This window comes from Pseudomonadota bacterium (assembly GCA_018242545.1).
In the GTDB taxonomy this organism is placed as follows: Bacteria; Pseudomonadota; Alphaproteobacteria; order 16-39-46; family 16-39-46; genus 16-39-46.
This window is the reverse complement of sequence record JAFEBT010000040.1, coordinates 1-17,399: the sequence shown is the minus strand read 5'-3', so window position 1 is coordinate 17,399 and position 17,399 is coordinate 1. Positions and strand designations below refer to the sequence as shown.

Sequence of the window (17,399 nt, the reverse complement as noted above, 5' to 3'; positions counted from 1 at the left end):
ACAAAGAATATCATTTTTTATTTTCCGAGAGTATGATACAAAACTTTCAATCTGCCTTAAAATCGGCACTCTCATCTCTGTCCTAAAGGAAAGAGGTTTGAAGCGCCTCATTATAAAAAGAATAGGTACTTCTAAAAGTATTAAAATGTAAGATCTTTTTAATTTAGCCTCATGGAGTTTTATGTCCTTTTCCCCTTCATTTCATACCCTTAACACTTTAAAACTTTCTGATAAAACAGTTTTTTTTCGTATTCTAAAAGAATATGTATGGCCTTATCGTTCCCAAGTTGTTTTAGCTTTTCTTTGTATGCTCATGTTTTCCGGGGCTCTTACGCTCCTTGCAAAGCTCATGGAACCAATTATAAACGATATTTTTATCCAGAAAGATGAAACAAAATTAATCGGAATTTCAATCCTTATTTTTGGAGCTTTTCTTGTTAAAGGCCTAGGTCTTTATGGTGAAAATTATTATATGAATTATGTAAGCTTGCACCTTGTTATGAATCTTCAAAAGAAAATTTTTGACACTTTATTGAAAACGGATCTTGTTTTTTTTCAAAATCACCCAACGGGTGATCTTATTTCCCGTGCTATTAATGATGTGAGTATGATGCGCAATAGTTTTACTTTTGCTTTATCAGGGGCTGGAAAGCATGTGGTAAGTGTTGTCTGCCTTGTAGTTCTTATGTTTTATCAAGACTGGGTTTTAGCTTGCATTTCTTTTTTTGCTTTTCCTTCGGCTTTTTATCCCATTATTCGCCTCGGAAAGAGACTTAGAAAAGCGACAACAAACGCTCAACAAGATATTTCAGCTTTAACTTCTCTTTTGAGTCAAGTTTTTCAAGGAATTCGGCTTGTCAAGGCTTATGGAATGGAAGTTTATGAAAAAAAACGGTTAGGGAGAATCTCTGAGACAATATTTAAGCATGTTTTTAAATCGGCTCAATCAAGAGCTCTTTCTTCTCCCATTATGGAAACCCTGGGGGGGGTGGCAATCATTGTTGTTATTTTTTATGGAGGGAGCCAGGTTATTTCAGGAGGAAGAAGCCCAGGAGCCTTTTTTTCATTTATTACAGCTTTGCTTCTTGCTTATGAACCCTTAAAAAAATTATCCCAGGTTAACTCAAACATTCAAGAAGGATTAGCAGCAGCTACACGGGTTTTTGCTTTACTTGAGATGAAACCTTTTATTTTGGATAAAAAGGAAGCTCAAGTTTTAGATAAAATTAAAGGATCTTTAGCTTTTGAAAATGTTTCATTTTCTTATGCCCATCGAGACGGAACGAAGCAGCCTATTAAGGCTTTATCAAATATTGATTTTACGGTTTCGCCAGGAGAGACCATTGCATTCGTGGGACCCAGCGGAAGCGGAAAGTCAACCCTTTTAAATTTAATTCCACGTTTCTATGACGTTGATAAGGGACGCATTCTTATTGATGGGAATGATGTTAAAGACGTGACACTTTCATCTCTTCGAAAAAATATCGCCCTTGTGACACAAGAAGTAACGCTTTTTGATGATACGGTTTTTGCAAATATTGCTTATGGAAAAGAAAATGCTTCTTTTGAAGAGGTTGTTGAAGCGGCAAAGTCTGCAGCTGCTCATGAGTTTATTATGGAACTCCCGGAAGGTTATCAAACATTTATCGGTGAACAGGGTATAAAGTTATCAGGAGGGCAACGTCAACGGCTTTCTATAGCACGTGCTCTTTTAAGAAATGCTCCTCTTCTTCTTTTAGATGAAGCGACATCAGCCTTGGATAACCAATCAGAACGGCAAGTTCAAAATGCTCTTAATAATCTTATGAAAAATCGTACATGTTTGGTTGTGGCTCATCGTCTTTCAACTATTCAAGATGCAGATTTAATTTATGTGTTACATCAAGGGAAGATTATAGAAAAAGGAACACATACAGAACTCCTTGCTGCAAAAGGTCTATATGCTGAGCTTTATCATATGCAATACTTAGAAGAAGAAATTTTAAAGAATAAAAAGTGAAAAGTATTATTCACATGAGAAAAAAACTTAAAACTTTCCTTCAGTCTCAATATGTTCAAAATTTTATTGCATTCATTTGTTTTATATATATATGGAGTATTTCTAAAGGGATGCGTTGGACGAAGATAGGCTTCGAAATTCCTTCTTCTTATATTCATCAAAATAAATCTTTTATTGTATGTTTTTGGCATGGACGTCTTATGATGATGCCCTATGCATGGGCTCATGCACAGAAGCGTCCTTTCCACATGCTTATTTCAGGGCATCGGGATGGAAAGCTTATTTCAAAAGTTATTTCTTATTGTGGCATTAAAACCATTGAAGGGTCATCAACCCATGAAGGTAGTGTTGCTTTAAAACAAATGGTACGTATTTTAAAAAATAAGGGGACTGTAGGTATTACACCAGATGGACCAAAAGGGCCCTGTTATAAAGTCAAAATGGGTATTGTGATGGCGTCTTACTTAACCCAATCAGATATTTTACCGGCTACTTTTTCAGTATCTTCTTCTAAAATATTAAGGAGTTGGGATCGATTTTTATGGGCATTCCCCAGCAAAAAAGGTATCTTAATATGGGGAGAGCCAATTTCTGCCCCTAAAAATAAAGATCCGGAGACATTTGAGAAAGTACGGCTTTGTGTTGAAAATGAACTTTTGCGTCTTAAAAATTTTGCGGACAAAAGCATGGAGAATTCGTCGTGATTACAAGCCATTCCTCTGATTTTTTAGGATATGTTCTCTTTCGATGTTATCAAGTTCTTATGGTCATTTTAACACCATTTTTAGCGCTTTTCCTTGTGTTAAGATGGCTTAAAGGAAAAGAAAATATTAAAAGAATTTTTGAACGATTTGGAAAATCTTCGATTCAAAGACCTTCCAAAGGCCCCCTCATTTGGGTTCACGCAGCAAGTGTAGGGGAGTCTCTCTCAACGCTTCCTCTTATTGAAGCGCTTCTTAAGAAAAAAAGTGATCTTCATATTTTAGTTACAACAAATACAAGAACTTCTGCAGAAATTATGTCTAAAAGACTCCCTAATAGGGCTTTTCATCAGTTCTTTCCCTTGGATCAAGTTTTTTGTATTAAGAGTTTTCTTAAAAAATGGTCTCCCCAGGGTGTTTTATGGCTTGAATCCGAGTTATGGCCTGGCTTTCTCTTTGAACTTCATGCAAAGAAAATCCCTTGTATTTTGGTGAATGCACGGTTATCAAGGCGTTCTTTTCAAAAATGGCAGCGTTTTTCACCTGTGGTTCGTTTTCTATTAAGTCAATTTTCGCTGTGTCTTGCCCAATCATCAGATATGGCTTTTCGACTTAGAAAACTCGGTGCTCGTACAGTTCGAATGCCTGGAAATTTAAAATTTTCAAGTCCTCCTCTTCCTCTTAATCCAAATGATTTTGCACATCTTAAAGCTCTTATTTCCGATCGACCTGTTTGGTGTGCTGCGAGTACGCATATAGGTGAAGAAGAGCTTATTGCAGATGTTCATAAACAACTTAGAACATTTTTTCCGACGCTCTTAACCATTATCGTTCCAAGACATCCTGAAAGAGGAGAGTCAATTGAAGCTTCTTTAAAAAACCAAGGATTTATGACAGCGCGTCGGCAAGATCGCAAACGATTAGTCCATAAGGTTGAGATTTATATTGCAGATACAGTCGGAGAACTTGGTCTCTTTTATCGTTTGTGTCCGTTTGTTTTCATAGGGGGAAGTCTTGTTCCAAAAGGAGGACACAATCCCATTGAGCCTGCGCTTTTAGGATGTGCTCTTATATGGGGGCCTCATATGGAAAATTTTCAAGAAATAGCAAATAAATTTTTAAGTCATAATGCAGCTTGCCAAGTAAAAAATATAAAGGAGCTTTTTGATAAGGTCCTTCATTTTTTTCAAAATCCAATGCTTCTTTTGGAAATGGAAGAAGAAGCACGAAAACTTGCTAAATCAGAGCAAGATGTATTAGTCTCTATTTTAGAAGATATTATGCCCTTTTTTCCTTTTTTAGAAGGAGACTCCTTTTCCCTTCAACTTATTGAAGAACAGAATGTTTAAGAATCCTCCTCTTTTTTGGTATAAAAAAAAAAGGTCTCTTTCTTTTATTGTACTGTATCCTTTTTTATGGTTCGGACAATTTTTTTATCGTTTCTTTTCCTCTTTAAAGAGAAAAAACACAAAGTCTTTAAAATTAAATATCCCCGTGATTTGTGTTGGCAATGTAAATTTAGGAGGGGTCGGAAAAACACCAACATGTCTTGCTCTTTCTGATCTTATTTTAGAAGAGTATAAAAATGCTGCCTGCCATTTTATAACGCGAGGATATAAAGGATCTTTAAAAGGTCCTGTGCGTGTTAGAGAAGATCATACCAGTTTTGAAGTTGGTGACGAAGCTCTTTTGCTTTCTCAAAAATCTCCAACATGGGTATCTCGTTTTCGAAAATTAGGAGGTAAAAAAGCTGAAGAAGAGGGTGCAACTCATCTTATTATGGATGATGGATTTCAAAATCCAAGCCTTTTTAAAGATATTTCATTGATTGTTGTAGATGGTTTTTTTGGATTTGGAAATCAACATATTTTTCCTATGGGGCCTTTGCGAGAAGATCTACAAGAAGCATTTAACCGTGCGCAAGGTCTTATTGTAATTGGAAAGGATCTCTATGGTATTCAAGAAATAACATCTCGGCTTTCTCCTAAACTTCCTATTTTAAAAGCACATTTTGAGGTAGATCAAAAAATCAAACATGCATTTGATAAGAAAAACGTTATTGGATTTGCAGGAATTGGCTTTCCAGAAAAATTCTATAAAACACTTGAGGAGTTAAATGCAAATATATTAGATTTTATTGCTTTTCCGGATCATTATAAATATTCCATATCTACTTTAAGAAACCTTGAATCAAAAGCTCAAAAATCAGATGCTCTGCTTGTGACCACAGAAAAAGACTATGTGCGATTACCTAAATCCTTTAAGAAGAAAGTTTCTTTTATTCCTATTGATTTAGTTTTTGAAGACAAAGCAAAACTTATAAATATTCTAAGGAAAAATTTTCATGCGTAGAGTTTTCTTTAGGAAAATAAAACATTTTATAGAAGCTATATTTTTTCAAATTTTTTATAGTTTTTTTTGGTTATTTCCTCTCCCTTGCGCGTCTTGGCTTGGAGGAAAATGTGCGCGTATGATTGGTTCCTATACACTTCTTAATAAACGTGCTCTTCGAAATTTAAAACGTGCTTTTCCAGAAAAAACAGAATTAGAGCGCTTTAAAATCTCTCAAGACATGTGGGAAAATCTTGGACGAACCATAGGGGAATTTCCTCACATGCATACCCTTGTGAAAAACTCTAAGTATATAGAAGTCAATGGAATTGAAAATGTAGACTTTTTAAGAGATGATCATCTCGCAGGACTTTTTTTTTCAGCCCATCTCGCAAATTGGGAAATTAGCTCTTTAGTCGCTGTTCAGCGTGGTTTTTCTCTTTTGCTTCTCTATAGAGCCTCTAATAATCCTTTTATTAACTTTTTAATTCAACGGCAGCGCCAAAAATGCCCTTCTCTTCTTTATTATCCAAAAGGAAAAATTGGGGCACGAGAAGCTCTTAAAGCTTTAAAAGAAGGAGGACATGTGGGAATGCTTATGGATCAAAAAATGAATGATGGAGTGCCCATTCCTTTTTTTGGATCTCCTGCATGGACGGCTCCTGCTATTGCACAATTTGCACTTAAATTTAAAGCACCCATTGTAGCAGCGCATGTCGTGCGTCTTAAAGGCGCTCATTTTAAGATTACCTATGAGAAACCTTTCTTTGCAGAAAAGACGGAAAATTCTGAGGAAGACATTAAAAAAACGCTTGAAAAGATCAACCTAACACTCGAACGTTGGATAAGAGAAAATCCTGGGCAATGGTTATGGCTTCATAACCGGTGGCCATGATGTTTTCTCTTTATGATGGGCTAAATAATGAGCCTCACCTTATTCCAATTGAGGTCAAATCTTCTCAAACCATCTCTTCTTCCTTTTTTGAAGGTCTTCTCTATTGGAAAAATTTAGCAAAAGAAGAGAAGGGATATCTTATTTATGCAGGGGAAAAAGAAGAAAGCCGTTCAAACTTTTCTCTTTTACCCTGGAATAAAGTTGAGGTAATTGAGTGATTTTAGATATCTTTTAAGCTCAATTTTATTCGTCATCTTCGTTATAAATCCTTACATAATCTTGAAACTGGGTTCCTTTTAAATCTTTCTCAATTATTTTTTTAGCGATATTAAAATCAACCACATAGCAGCATATTTCAAATATTTTATAGTACTTATCCCTTTTTTATGATAAAAATCTTTTTATTAATTCTATTGGTCAATATATGAAGGACTTATGAAAGAGTCAAGAGGATTAAAAGAGCGATCACATACGGCTATTATTCATAAACATCCGCCTTGATTTTTGTAGGTTCTTCTAGAATATGTAATATTTCGATGGCACAGTAGATTTTGTCTCGTTTATTATCACTCGTCTTTTTGATAATCCCAACAGCTTCAAGTTTTTGAACACCTCTCTGGGCAGTGCTGTAGGAAACCCTCAGATCCTCAGCAATTTTATTGATGGTAAAATAAGGATTCGCAGCAAAATGCTGCACGATGCTTATAGGTACTTGTGAACTGCTACTTGCAACAACAATTTTCCATTGATTTAATAAGTCATTAATACGTTCAGCACGCGATAAAACATCTTCAGACTGAACGGCGACACCATTCAAAAAATAGATAAGCCACTCATACCATGTTCCTTTTGAACTGACGTTATAAAGTTGCTTATAGTACTCATCACGTGTCGCCTCAAAAAAAGCAGACAAATACAATAAAGGTGATGGAAGCATTCTTTGTCCAATCAATAACAACATAATCAGCAATCGTCCAATGCGCCCATTGCCATCTAAAAAGGGATGGATGGCTTCAGATTGATAATGACAAAGTGCAATGTGAATCAATGGCGGCAATGATCTATCGTGTAAAAAATTTTCAAACTTTCCTAAGCAATCCATTAAATGGTCAGGAGGTGGTGGCACAAATTTTGCTGTATTTAATGTACATCCTGGAGAGCCAATCCAATTCTGACTGCGCCTAAATTCCCCGGGGGTGGCATGAGATGCCCTAACACCTTGCATTAAGTGCTCATGAATCTCTTTAATAAGGCGTAGCAATAAGGGAAGTTCTGCTAACCGTCCCAATCCATAATCAAGTGCTTTGATGTAGTTTTGCACTTCTTGGAGATCATCAGGATTTTGTTTTACATGAGCCCCAGCATTAGCGGCTAAGATTTCTCCAAGGGTCGCCTGAGTGCCTTCAATTTTGCTCGACAGTACAGCTTCACGGGTGATGAAAGGGCGTATCAAAAGGTGAGGATTAGGTAACTTATTGCCTTCGCGTGCTAATTTTCCAAGCAAGAAATCAGCACGAGATAGACTATTAATCACCGCATTATTCCACTCAAGTTTAGGGGGCAAACGATGGGGAATAAAGGCATTATATCCTTTTAATGATTTAACGATTTGCCCTGTAGGGGACTGTTGTATATCCATGTAATGGGTCTCTCTTAATGATGCTCATAGCACTCAGTTATTATCGAAAAAGTCAATATTCGATAATAACGATGTTTCTTATCATCATCCAAGAGAATAAGAATTTAAACTATTTTCGCATATCGTGAAAATCGATAATAGCGGAAAGTTGCTTTATCAGATCATGATTTAGAAAGTTCTGTCGTCATATCAGTAAGAAAGCATTAAGAAAAAACGATTTTAAGAAACCTATGACTTACACGAATTCATATTTAAGACAATATCCACCTTCTTTCGTTAACAGGTATTCAGGTGAGTTCGGATTGGGTTCTATTTTTTTTCGAAGTGTATAAATATGGCTTTCAAGTGTCCGCGTTGAAATATCATTTCGGAATTTCCAAATATTTTCCAAAAGCTCCGCGCGTGTAGCATATCCATCGGAACGCATAGATAAGAAGTCTAAAAGAGCTGCTTCTTTTTCTGTGAGAGAGATGGTTTTATGTTGAGAAAGATCTAAAAGGCTTCTTTGCAACTTTTTATAATGATAAGGTCCAATTTTTAAGGATTCATGCGTATTGGATGTGGTCAAAAGCATTGATTTCTGAGCCTGTTCTAAGAAAATTTGAACAAGAAAAGGGAGATAAATTGGCTTTTGAAGAAAAATAAGATGCGGAAATTCTTTTGTATAAGAGACAAGATCGGGACTGGCATAAAGACAAATGCCATAAAAATTTTTGTAAATTTCTAATTCTTGAGGCGTTGGGTCTTCTAGAATGATAAAAGAAGAAGATGGAATGTTTGCCTGTTTTTCATCAGAGAAAACAAGAGAAGAAATATTCTTATGGAGATATGTTTGGAAAGCTTGGCCTAAGGCGAATGTTTTAAAGAAACAAAAGACGTGCATTTTCATTTTCCTTGTATTATAGTGCCAGTATAATGAAGGATTTTTTAAGAACAAGCTTTTTTAGGTGTGGTAGTGCTGCAACAACCTTTCCTTAATTTCTTTTTTATAGGGTTAAGACGCAGAACAAGGATTGTCTTTTAGAAGATAATGCCGTCTAACTAAAGAGAATAGGGTGGGAATCGCTCAAAAAAGGTTCCTACATTAATCGGTTTCATGTTAATTATCCTTAATGGTATTTTTTTGGAGGAAGATAAATGAAGAACAAGCTTCTGGGGACCTCAGCTCTTATTGCCGTGATGACGGTTGCAGCTGCTCACGTGAGCGCTGATGCAGGGCAAGCACCCACAATGTCAATGAGTGGAAATGCTAAGTTTCAGGCATATGGGTTCAATAATTCAAAAGGCGTCAGCGCAAACAACACCAATGGTCAGATTGCCCGTCCGTCTTATGGATATGGTCAAGGTTATGCCTTTACACAAAATGGTGAGTTAGACTTTGTTGTTGCAGGCGTTGCATCCAATGGTCTTGAATACAACTACACTCTTATCTTGACAGGCGACACAAGCGCAACAAATGCAATTCAAGAAAATCGTATTGAATTTAAAGGCAACTGGGGTACTTTCCAAGCGGGTGACAAAGTCGGTCCTGAAGATATCTTGATGACAGATGCTGCAAACGTTTTGGGTGCAACAGGTGGTTTTGATGGTGACTTTGATAAAGTTATTAACATTACCAGCGGTGTCTTCACAGGTGACAGCATGATGCCTGATACAGGAACAGCAACAAAGGTTGTTTACTATACACCACGCTTCTCTGGATTTATGCTTGGTGCAGGCTTTACGCCATCTTCAACCCATAAAGGAAATGCCGTTATCAATACCAACAGTGCAACAGGTGGTGGTGCAGGTGGTGGATATAACAACCATGGTGTTGCTTCTGGGGCTTTAAACTTCTCCCATGAATTCTCCAATGGGTTCGGATTAAGCTTAACAGCTGCTGGAATTAACGCTAGCTCCACAAAGGCTGGTAATGGTTCAAGCGCTCAAAGCAATCTTAGGACCATGAGTGCATGGCAATTGGGTGGTTTGTTTAATTATCAAGGATGGCAACTCGGTCTTGGTTATATGGATAACCAAAAATCTGGTACAGTCTCTAACTCTGGTCCAAATGGATCTCCACGCTCAGGTTACAATGGTGGTAAAGCTTGGAGTGGTGCTTTGGGATATACGTTTGGCGATAACAAAGTGGCTTTCGGATATCAAGGCACAACCCAGAACAACGGAAAGAGTGCGACAGGAAGCACACAATATAAAGGAAAAGCTGATATTTACTCTATTACAGCTGACCATACATTGGCTCCTGGTTTGGGTGTATATGCTGAGTATGATTACCTCAGAATGCGTATTCCAAATGCAGCTCTTGCAAACCTTGGAAACAACCAAGTTATTAATAATATTAATAGCACAACAGGTAAGCAGACTTCTTCCAATACAGCGTCTGTCTTTATTCTTGGTACAAAAATCAGCTTCTAATTTGTTAGCAGTTTGGTTAAAAAAAGGGGGGAGATTCTCTCCCCTTTTTTCTTTTTTTAAAGGATTAAAAAGAGGGGTTATCTTAAGAAAATTTATACTTCTGAATTTTTAAATAACTTCTCCCTTTATTTTTCTTTGAATTCTGTGTCATATATAAGAAGTTTTAAAAAGTAGAACTTTAATTGAGCTGGTATCACATGCTATTTTTTTGGAAAAGGATTGTTCCATGAGACGTAAATCTCTTTTTTGCCTTTCGGTATCTCTTTTAAGTTTGGCCCTTGCTGGATGTGACACAACTTCCAAAAAAGAAGCACCACCCATGAGCGCTGAAGAAAATAGAAAAAAAGGATTTGGAAAATTATTTGGAGATGATGCTCTCACCTTTGGAAAAAAATCCAAAAATGAGCAAGGTGTTGCAATTGGTGTAAATAGCTTTTTATGGCGTGCGACCTTAGATGTTCTTTCCTTCTTGCCTCTTATTCAAGCAGATCCTTTTGGAGGTGTTATCATTACAGATTGGTATACGCCACCTTCCGTGCCTAATGAGAGATTTAAAGTAGATGTTCTTATTTTAGATCCACAGCTCAGATCAGATGCTCTGCGTATTAGTATTTTCCATCAAATTCATAAAGAAGGAACTTGGAAAGAAGTCCCCGTAGAGGCGGTTGTCATTAACGACTTGGAAGAGGCGATACTTTTGAAAGCTCGACATTTAAGGATTTCAAGTCTTAATTCATAAAAATGTCTAAGGTATAAATTTCATGAACGCGCCCCTTTATTCTTTTAAAGAAGTTGAATTAAAATGGCAAAATTATTGGGCCCAACATAAAAGTTATGAAGTAAAAGCACCTGGAGAGCCTTCTTATTATGTTTTAGAGCAATTTCCGTATCCTTCAGGGCGTCTGCATATGGGACATGTCCGAGTTTATACACTTGGAGATACGATTGCCAGATTCCAAAGAGGCTTTGGGAAGACGGTTCTTCATCCCATGGGGTGGGATTCCTTTGGCCTTCCAGCAGAAAATGCGGCAATTCAACACGGTGTCTCTCCTCTTAAGTGGACGCTTGAAAACATAGAAGCTATGAAAAAGCACTTTATGTCTTTAGGTCTTTCTTACGATTGGTCGCGTGAAATTATCACATCGGATGTTTCTTATTATGAACAGGAACAAAAGATATTTTTAGATTTTTATAAAAAAGGACTTGTTTATCGAAAAGAGTCATGGGTCAATTGGGATCCTGAAGAACAAACGGTTCTTGCAAATGAGCAGGTTATTAATGGATGTGGATGGCGTTCTGGCGTGCCTGTTGAAAGGCGTCTTTTATCTCAATGGTTTTTAAAGATTACAAAATATTCAGAGGCCCTTCTTGAAAATTTAAAAGATCTTCCTCAATGGCCAGAAAATGTTCGAACCATGCAAGAAAAATGGATTGGCCGATCTCAAGGAGCGCGCATTTTCTTTTCCTTGACGTCTCCTTTTGCTGGATTAAGTCAGCTTGAAGTTTTTTCGACACGTCCTGAGACACTTTTTGGAGCAAGTTTTCTTGCTATCGCTCCCAATCACCCTCTTGCTTTGAAATTAGCCGAAGCTGATGAAGGTCTTGCTGCCTTTATTCAAGAGTGTTTGCGCCAAGATACATCAGAAGCAACGCTTCAAAAGGCTGAAAAAAAAGGCTTTAAAACAGCTCTTATGGCAGAACATCCTTTTGATAAAGAATGGGGTTTGCCAATTTTTGTAGCGAATTTTGTCGTAATGGATTATGGAACAGGTGCTGTTTTTGGATGTCCAGCCCACGATGATCGTGATTTAGAATTTGCACGCCTTTATGATCTTCCTATTCGTCCTGTTATTCAAGGGCCAAAAGGAGAAATCTTTTGCAATGAGAAAGACCGTGAGGCATATGTTGGAGAAGGCGTGCTTATTCATTCAGAATTTTTAAATGGATTGAATATTAAGGACGCCCAGAAGGTTGTTATCAAGCATTTAGAGGCTCTTAAGAAAGGATATGGAGAAATTACCTATCGATTAAGAGATTGGGGTGTCTCAAGGCAAAGATACTGGGGATGCCCAATCCCTATGATTCATTGTCCACATTGTGGTGTCATTCCCGTTCCTAAAGAAGATTTGCCTGTTAAGTTACCCGAAAATGTTTCTTTTGAGATTCCCGGAAACCCATTAGATCACGACTCTCTCTGGAAAAATATTACATGTCCTCAGTGTCAAGGACCTGCTGAACGGGAAACAGATACTTTAGATACTTTTTTTGAATCTTCTTGGTATTTCTTACGTTTTTGTTCTCCCCATGCTTCTATTCCCTTTAACAAAAAGGATGTTCAAGCTTTTATGCCTGTCGATATCTATGTGGGTGGGGTGGAACATGCCGTTTTACATCTTCTTTATTCACGATTTTTTACCATGGCTTTAAAAGAATGTGGATATTTAGATTTTGAAGAACCCTTTAAAAGCCTTTTAACCCAAGGTTTTGTTTGCCATGAAACATATCAAGATACTCAAGGAACATGGCTTTATCCAGAAGAAGTTAAAAAATCTAAAAATGGTTATCTAACGTTAAGAGATGATCAACCTGTTCGTGTGGGTAGATCTGAAAAGATGAGTAAATCTCATAGGAACGTTGTTGATCCCTCTGTTATTTTAAAAGAATATGGAGCAGATACAGCACGTCTTTTTATGCTTTCAGATACGCCTCCAGAGCGTAATTTGGATTGGTCTGAAGCGGGGATTGAAGGGTGTTGGAGATACATGAATCGTTTATGGCGACTCGGTCTTAGATCTCTCGAGCGTATTCAAATGCTCTCTCACTCCGATTCAAAGAATGAGAAGCCTTTAAATGCCAATGACGAGACTTTTTTACGTTCAATGCATACGACAATTCAATCTGTGACAAAAGCTTATGAGCTTTATCATTTTAATACGGCTGTTGCCCAATGTCGGACCTTTAGCAATGATTTTACACGATTTGTAGAAGAAAGCCAAAATGCCTCTTTAATTCAGACAGGTCTTCAAACGCTTCTTAAACTCCTTTCTCCTATTATTCCCCACTTGACTTCAGAAATTTGGGCGCTTATGGAAGGGGGTGAACAAGTTATTGATTTCATACCCTGGCCAAAGGCTAATCCTGAATATTTGACGGCTTCAACCGTTTCTTTGAGCGTTCAAGTTAATGGAAAATTACGAGGCGTTTTAAATCTACCAGCGAATGCGTCTGAGGAATCTGTAAAATGTGAAGCTTTAAAACTCCCAAATGTGAGACAAGAATTTGATAAAGGAGTTTCTTTGAAGAGGGTTATTTTTGTTCAAAATAGGATTATAAATCTTGTTGTTTCTTAGAATGAAATATCTTTATATTTTACTAGGCCTGGGTCTCCTTCTCACAGGAGGATGTGGTTTTGATCCTTTATATGCGCCTTCTTCCTTTGAAAATCATCCAATGAATTCAGTTCAAAATGATCTTTCAAAAATTCGGATTAATTTAATTGCAGATCGACGCGGGCAACTTTTAAGGAATCATCTTATTTCTCTTATAACGCCTCTTGGTCAACCTAAAAAACCTTTGTATATAATGGATGTCACCATCACAGAAAGCTCTCAAGCACTTGGTATCTTAAAAGATGCAACGTTTTCCAAATCTCAAATGACTTATAGTGCTCAGTTTAAATTAACAGATGCCTCAACTGGAAAAGTTCTTTTGAGCACTTCAACCGAAGTCATCGCAGATTATAACATTATTAAAAATAGTGAATTTGCGACAGTTATTTCAGAGCAAAGCGCACAAGATCGATCACTTGTCCAGCTGGCTCAACAAATTTCAAGGGAGCTTGCTACTTTCTTTTATAAGATATCTTCCTCCCAAGACTCAACATTATAAAAAATTGATATTTTCCATAAGGAGTTTTTAAATCGTTCTTTGAAGAAGAAAGAGTCGTAGTTTTCTACGACTCTTGGTTTTTTACTTTTTGTATTGTTAAATAAAATACTTAAAATTAAACATGATCTTCAACAATGGCATGTTCTATTGGTGCACTCATTCCTAACTTATATAGAGCATTCAATTTTTCCGCTTTTGAATGTCCTTTTCCTAAAACGCCAAGCCATCTTTGATAAGCAAGAAACAGAATTTTTTCTTGATCTCCTATTTGAAGTCGTGCATCAGGTTTGGCTAATAATTTTATATGTCGATAAAGGTTTTGAAGATTGGTTTTGCGTCGTTCAAAACCTTTCAAGTTTTGGTCTCGGATTTTGGTCGGAATATAGTTATCTTTTTCAAATCCCTTTAACAGAATATCTGTTATGGATTGAACCAATTGAATATGAAATTGGAGAACAGAAAATTTCTGATCTGGAACTTTAAATCGATTCACACGTTCTGCAAGAGCATTGAGATTTTCTGGAGCTCCTTTTACGCCTAAAGCATCCGTGGTCCAGAGATATTCAATATATCCCCACGACGTAAATCCTAAAAGATCTTTCATAGCGCTAAATTGGTCTTCATGATCTTCCCTCGTCAGCAGTTGCGTACATTTCCTAAGTTTCTCAAGAGACTTTACTTTCGGAACAACTTTATCCTTTGTAAAAGTTGGAATTGAGACCATTTCATCTAAGGATAAATTCTGGACAAAATCTTCAGCTTCTTCTACCCCTGAATCTTCTTCAAGATCAGAAACTGGTGCAATTGAAAGAGGGTTTTCTGAAAGTTTTCTTTGAATAATATACGTTTCAAGATCTATTTTAGAGCGTCGTATAGATGGAGCGTTTCCATAGGTCATTAAAACATGATCTCTGCTTTCTCCTGCAAGCTCCAAGCCAAACATACTTAGCTTTTCATCTAAAAATCCACTTAAAATTATTTGTTTTTGATCTTGTTCAAAGGGTTGAAATTCAATTTCAACAACACGATCTCGTAAAGCAGAAAACTTTTCGCCTGCAGGTATTGGGCTATTTCCTGTTATAAAGAAAATTAAATCATCTGTTCTAAGAGCTCCTTTACAATAAGGACTTAAAAAATCTTTTTTTGTTGGATCTAAATATTCTAATAAGAATGAAAGAGATGTCATTGAAACTCCTTCTCCAAGTAAGAGGCGATCAAGATCATTTAGGATGAGAGCCGTATTGCTGGAGGACTCTCTTTCTTTTTCAATTTGGATTTGGACGTCTAATTCAGGAGAAAGTCCGTATTTTGAGGCAAATGTTGCGGGGACTTTAATCGTTTTAAAGACATTCCGGCCCCCTGTTGCGACCCCTGTCATTAAGGCTTTCATAATATGGCCTGGGTTTCCAAGTTCTTTTTTCCAATCTGCTCCTTCTAAAGAACGTTCAGAAATATCTGAATCGGCTCTTATACTGGTTTTAAAAGAGGGGAGATCTAAATAAGTTGTAATAAGTTCAGCTGCTTCGCTTTTTCCAAGTCCTGGAGCTCCATAAAAATAATAATATCGTCGAGAAGAGTGGGCATCATAGGAAGAGGCTCCCGTAATTTGCATAATGACTTCTGAAAGTCTGTTCCTTACTGCAGGACAATAATGTGTAAGTTTTTCTCTGATGCGTTTTTTATGAGGAGGGAGTGTTTCTAAGATGGCTTTTTCTTGATCTGTAAGTTCGGCGTCTCTTTTTAAATTCCACCATGGAAAACTCAAGTTGATCAACTTTTTTTGAAGGGGTAATTTTAAACAATTTTCTAAAAATTCCCTTTGAAAATCGAAAGGGGGAAAGCCATCTAATCGCGCCATAATAAGAGTTCTTTCCATTTCTCTTTCAAGGCTAGGATTTTTATAAAAACGTTTTCGAATAATATAAGCGACTTCTAAATCAAAAATTGGTTCGCGTGTTAAATATAAAAGCAGATCTTTTTTTTGCCTTGCAATAGCAGCTGAAACTTTCTTTAAATCCACTTGTCCATCAGGGCCTAAAAAATCGCTTGCTCCTTGTAACGTAGATCCTGCAGCCATTCCAGTTCCAGCAACGACAGCAGCACGTGAAATAGCTGCTGCTGCTCCTCCGCCGGCTGCAGCTGGTGGAAAAGCAAAAAAAGAAAGTCCTGCCGCTGCTGAAAAGAAAGTTCCAAGAGCTTTTGTAATTTTAGAAGCTGCGGACGTCTTATTTTCTAATATTAGACTTTGAATATCGTCTAATTCTCGATCTAGTTTTGTAAAAAGACGTGCTTCTAAAAATTTAACTTTCTTTAAAAGAAGAAGTCGAATGACATCTTGTTGGACATCTGTTTCATAGGCATGTTCATAGTGGGTAAATTTTTTGATTTTAGGAAGCTCCTCTTGATTGTAAATACTTTCATCAAAAATATGCGCGTAAGGATTTGCGGGGGGATTTGCTCTTATGGGGGACTCCATAATCAGCAAACTCAGAAGGGCAACACTTAATTTTTTTTTGTAAGACATTTTTCTCTCCTTTCGGGTGATCAGTAAATTGGGATTAAAATTGTTAAAGGGGCTATAAAATCGATTAAGAAGAAGGTGATTTGATAAAACCTTTCTCAAGGTCTTAAGAAAATTTTTTCAATTTTTAGGGAATTTAAACATCCTCAAAACTTACGGAGATTTATAAGAAAAACCGTACGGACAAGAAAGAAATGAGAAAATAAAGCTTTTAACGGTGAAATATTTTTTTTTAGTATTCTTATCTACGTAAGAAATACGGAAAGTACGCATCACAAAAATATTCTTAAAGAATGCTCATGCCTATTTTCTACAAATTTGAGCACATACGAGAGACAGGAAGAGATGAGTAGAGCCATCAAGAAGCTCAAACATTTCCCTTTTCTGATAAGAAAAAAACCTTCAAACCAATTGAAAGGTTGGGCGTAGAATGAATGTTATAGGAATTTTTCCAAATGTTGCTTCGGTGCTTCGTTTAATTGGAGCAAGTCTTAAACAAATTGATGAAGATGCGTTGCTTCCATAAAATCATATGCGTCTGAAGCCCACACAATTGTTTTTAAATAAATGGTAACATAGGCAATGATCCAATATAATTTTAAATGCTTGACAAAGGTTTATTTTCTATTGTAATATTACCATCTTTTTAAATTATATTAATTAATACTTCATTACTTAAGGAAGATGAGCTTTGGCCCCTCAATATTACTTTGTTTATAATCTTTTTCTTTTATATAGTTTTGCAGGAAAATTCAAAATATTTTTTAAAAAAATAATTTCTTCTTTTATGCTTGCTTCTCTGCTTGTTCAGGTTTTTTCCCCAGCATTAGCAATGATGGAAAGAGAGGATAGATATCCTTCCAGAAAGGAGCCTGTTCTTATCACGATTACAAAAATCTCTGAGATGGAAGAAAAAGGAATCTTTGTTCGGCCTGGAGATGTCATAGCCCTTAATTTATACTATTTCCATAAATTAAAATAACAAGTATGATGTTCTGCAAATGGAAGCA

14 protein-coding genes are annotated in these 17,399 nt (G+C 36.6%); 11 read left to right on the top strand and 3 right to left on the bottom strand.

The window, feature by feature from the left end; all coding sequences use genetic code 11:
- Window positions 1–181 precede the first annotated feature (181 nt).
- The 6 genes from msbA to JSS34_05970 all read left to right on the top strand — a co-directional run bounded on the left by msbA (window position 182) and on the right by JSS34_05970 (window position 6,144).
- Window positions 182–1,999: a lipid A export permease/ATP-binding protein MsbA gene (gene msbA, locus JSS34_05995; GenBank protein ID MBS0185876.1), complete on the top strand. Its 1,818-nt coding sequence runs from the start codon at window positions 182–184 to the stop codon at window positions 1,997–1,999.
- A gap of 110 nt (window positions 2,000–2,109) precedes the next feature.
- On the top strand, window positions 2,110–2,703 hold the full coding sequence (locus tag JSS34_05990) for a lysophospholipid acyltransferase family protein (protein MBS0185875.1): 594 nt from the start codon (window positions 2,110–2,112) through the stop codon (window positions 2,701–2,703).
- Window positions 2,700–4,049, top strand: coding sequence for a 3-deoxy-D-manno-octulosonic acid transferase (locus tag JSS34_05985; GenBank protein ID MBS0185874.1), 1,350 nt, complete (start codon window positions 2,700–2,702; stop codon window positions 4,047–4,049). The genes JSS34_05990 and JSS34_05985 overlap by 4 nt, the downstream gene beginning before the upstream one ends.
- Window positions 4,042–5,052: a tetraacyldisaccharide 4'-kinase gene (gene lpxK, locus JSS34_05980; GenBank protein MBS0185873.1), complete on the top strand. Its 1,011-nt coding sequence runs from the start codon at window positions 4,042–4,044 to the stop codon at window positions 5,050–5,052. The genes JSS34_05985 and lpxK overlap by 8 nt, the downstream gene beginning before the upstream one ends.
- Window positions 5,045–5,926, top strand: coding sequence for a lauroyl acyltransferase (locus tag JSS34_05975; protein ID MBS0185872.1), 882 nt, complete (start codon window positions 5,045–5,047; stop codon window positions 5,924–5,926). Before lpxK ends, JSS34_05975 begins: the two co-directional genes overlap by 8 nt.
- Window positions 5,923–6,144 carry a hypothetical protein gene (locus JSS34_05970; protein ID MBS0185871.1) on the top strand — a complete coding sequence of 74 codons (222 nt, stop codon included), beginning with the start codon at window positions 5,923–5,925 and terminating at the stop codon, window positions 6,142–6,144. The genes JSS34_05975 and JSS34_05970 overlap by 4 nt, the downstream gene beginning before the upstream one ends.
- 260 nt (window positions 6,145–6,404) lie before the next feature.
- Here JSS34_05970 and JSS34_05965 read toward each other — a convergent pair whose 3' ends face one another.
- Window positions 6,405–7,565 (bottom strand): Fic family protein, encoded by a 1,161-nt coding sequence (locus JSS34_05965; protein ID MBS0185870.1) that lies wholly within the window; start codon window positions 7,563–7,565, stop codon window positions 6,405–6,407.
- 235 nt (window positions 7,566–7,800) lie between these two features.
- A complete protein-coding gene (locus JSS34_05960) occupies window positions 7,801–8,448 on the bottom strand; it encodes a winged helix-turn-helix domain-containing protein (GenBank protein ID MBS0185869.1) in 648 nt (215 codons plus the stop codon).
- A gap of 254 nt (window positions 8,449–8,702) precedes the next feature.
- On the opposite strand from JSS34_05960, the gene JSS34_05955 reads away from it, so the two are divergent.
- The 4 genes from JSS34_05955 (at window position 8,703) to JSS34_05940 (ending at window position 13,868) form a co-directional block, all read left to right on the top strand.
- A complete protein-coding gene (locus tag JSS34_05955; GenBank protein MBS0185868.1) occupies window positions 8,703–9,980 on the top strand; it encodes a porin in 1,278 nt (425 codons plus the stop codon).
- A 226-nt stretch (window positions 9,981–10,206) separates the two neighbouring features.
- A complete protein-coding gene (locus JSS34_05950) occupies window positions 10,207–10,719 on the top strand; it encodes a DUF3576 domain-containing protein (protein MBS0185867.1) in 513 nt (170 codons plus the stop codon).
- Window positions 10,720–10,741: 22 nt separating this feature from the next.
- Window positions 10,742–13,330: a leucine--tRNA ligase gene (locus JSS34_05945; protein MBS0185866.1), complete on the top strand. Its 2,589-nt coding sequence runs from the start codon at window positions 10,742–10,744 to the stop codon at window positions 13,328–13,330.
- A complete protein-coding gene (locus JSS34_05940; protein ID MBS0185865.1) occupies window positions 13,317–13,868 on the top strand; it encodes a hypothetical protein in 552 nt (183 codons plus the stop codon). Before JSS34_05945 ends, JSS34_05940 begins: the two co-directional genes overlap by 14 nt.
- Before the next feature lie 115 nt (window positions 13,869–13,983).
- Here JSS34_05940 and JSS34_05935 read toward each other — a convergent pair whose 3' ends face one another.
- Complete coding sequence (locus JSS34_05935; protein ID MBS0185864.1) at window positions 13,984–16,392, bottom strand: hypothetical protein; 2,409 nt, start codon at window positions 16,390–16,392, stop codon at window positions 13,984–13,986.
- A 688-nt stretch (window positions 16,393–17,080) separates the two neighbouring features.
- On the opposite strand from JSS34_05935, the gene JSS34_05930 reads away from it, so the two are divergent.
- Window positions 17,081–17,371 (top strand): hypothetical protein, encoded by a 291-nt coding sequence (locus JSS34_05930; protein ID MBS0185863.1) that lies wholly within the window; start codon window positions 17,081–17,083, stop codon window positions 17,369–17,371.
- Window positions 17,372–17,399 lie beyond the last annotated feature (28 nt).

Coding starts and splice junctions, on each gene's coding strand:
- msbA (MBS0185876.1), top strand. CDS start 182: ATGTCCTTTTCCCCTTCATTTCATACCCTTAACACTTTAAAACTTTCT.
- JSS34_05990 (MBS0185875.1), top strand. CDS start 2,110: ATGCGTTGGACGAAGATAGGCTTCGAAATTCCTTCTTCTTATATTCAT.
- lpxK (MBS0185873.1), top strand. CDS start 4,042: ATGTTTAAGAATCCTCCTCTTTTTTGGTATAAAAAAAAAAGGTCTCTT.
- JSS34_05975 (MBS0185872.1), top strand. CDS start 5,045: ATGCGTAGAGTTTTCTTTAGGAAAATAAAACATTTTATAGAAGCTATA.
- JSS34_05970 (MBS0185871.1), top strand. CDS start 5,923: ATGATGTTTTCTCTTTATGATGGGCTAAATAATGAGCCTCACCTTATT.
- JSS34_05965 (MBS0185870.1), bottom strand. CDS start 7,565: ATGGATATACAACAGTCCCCTACAGGGCAAATCGTTAAATCATTAAAA.
- JSS34_05960 (MBS0185869.1), bottom strand. CDS start 8,448: ATGCACGTCTTTTGTTTCTTTAAAACATTCGCCTTAGGCCAAGCTTTC.
- JSS34_05955 (MBS0185868.1), top strand. CDS start 8,703: ATGAAGAACAAGCTTCTGGGGACCTCAGCTCTTATTGCCGTGATGACG.
- JSS34_05950 (MBS0185867.1), top strand. CDS start 10,207: ATGAGACGTAAATCTCTTTTTTGCCTTTCGGTATCTCTTTTAAGTTTG.
- JSS34_05945 (MBS0185866.1), top strand. CDS start 10,742: ATGAACGCGCCCCTTTATTCTTTTAAAGAAGTTGAATTAAAATGGCAA.
- JSS34_05935 (MBS0185864.1), bottom strand. CDS start 16,392: ATGTCTTACAAAAAAAAATTAAGTGTTGCCCTTCTGAGTTTGCTGATT.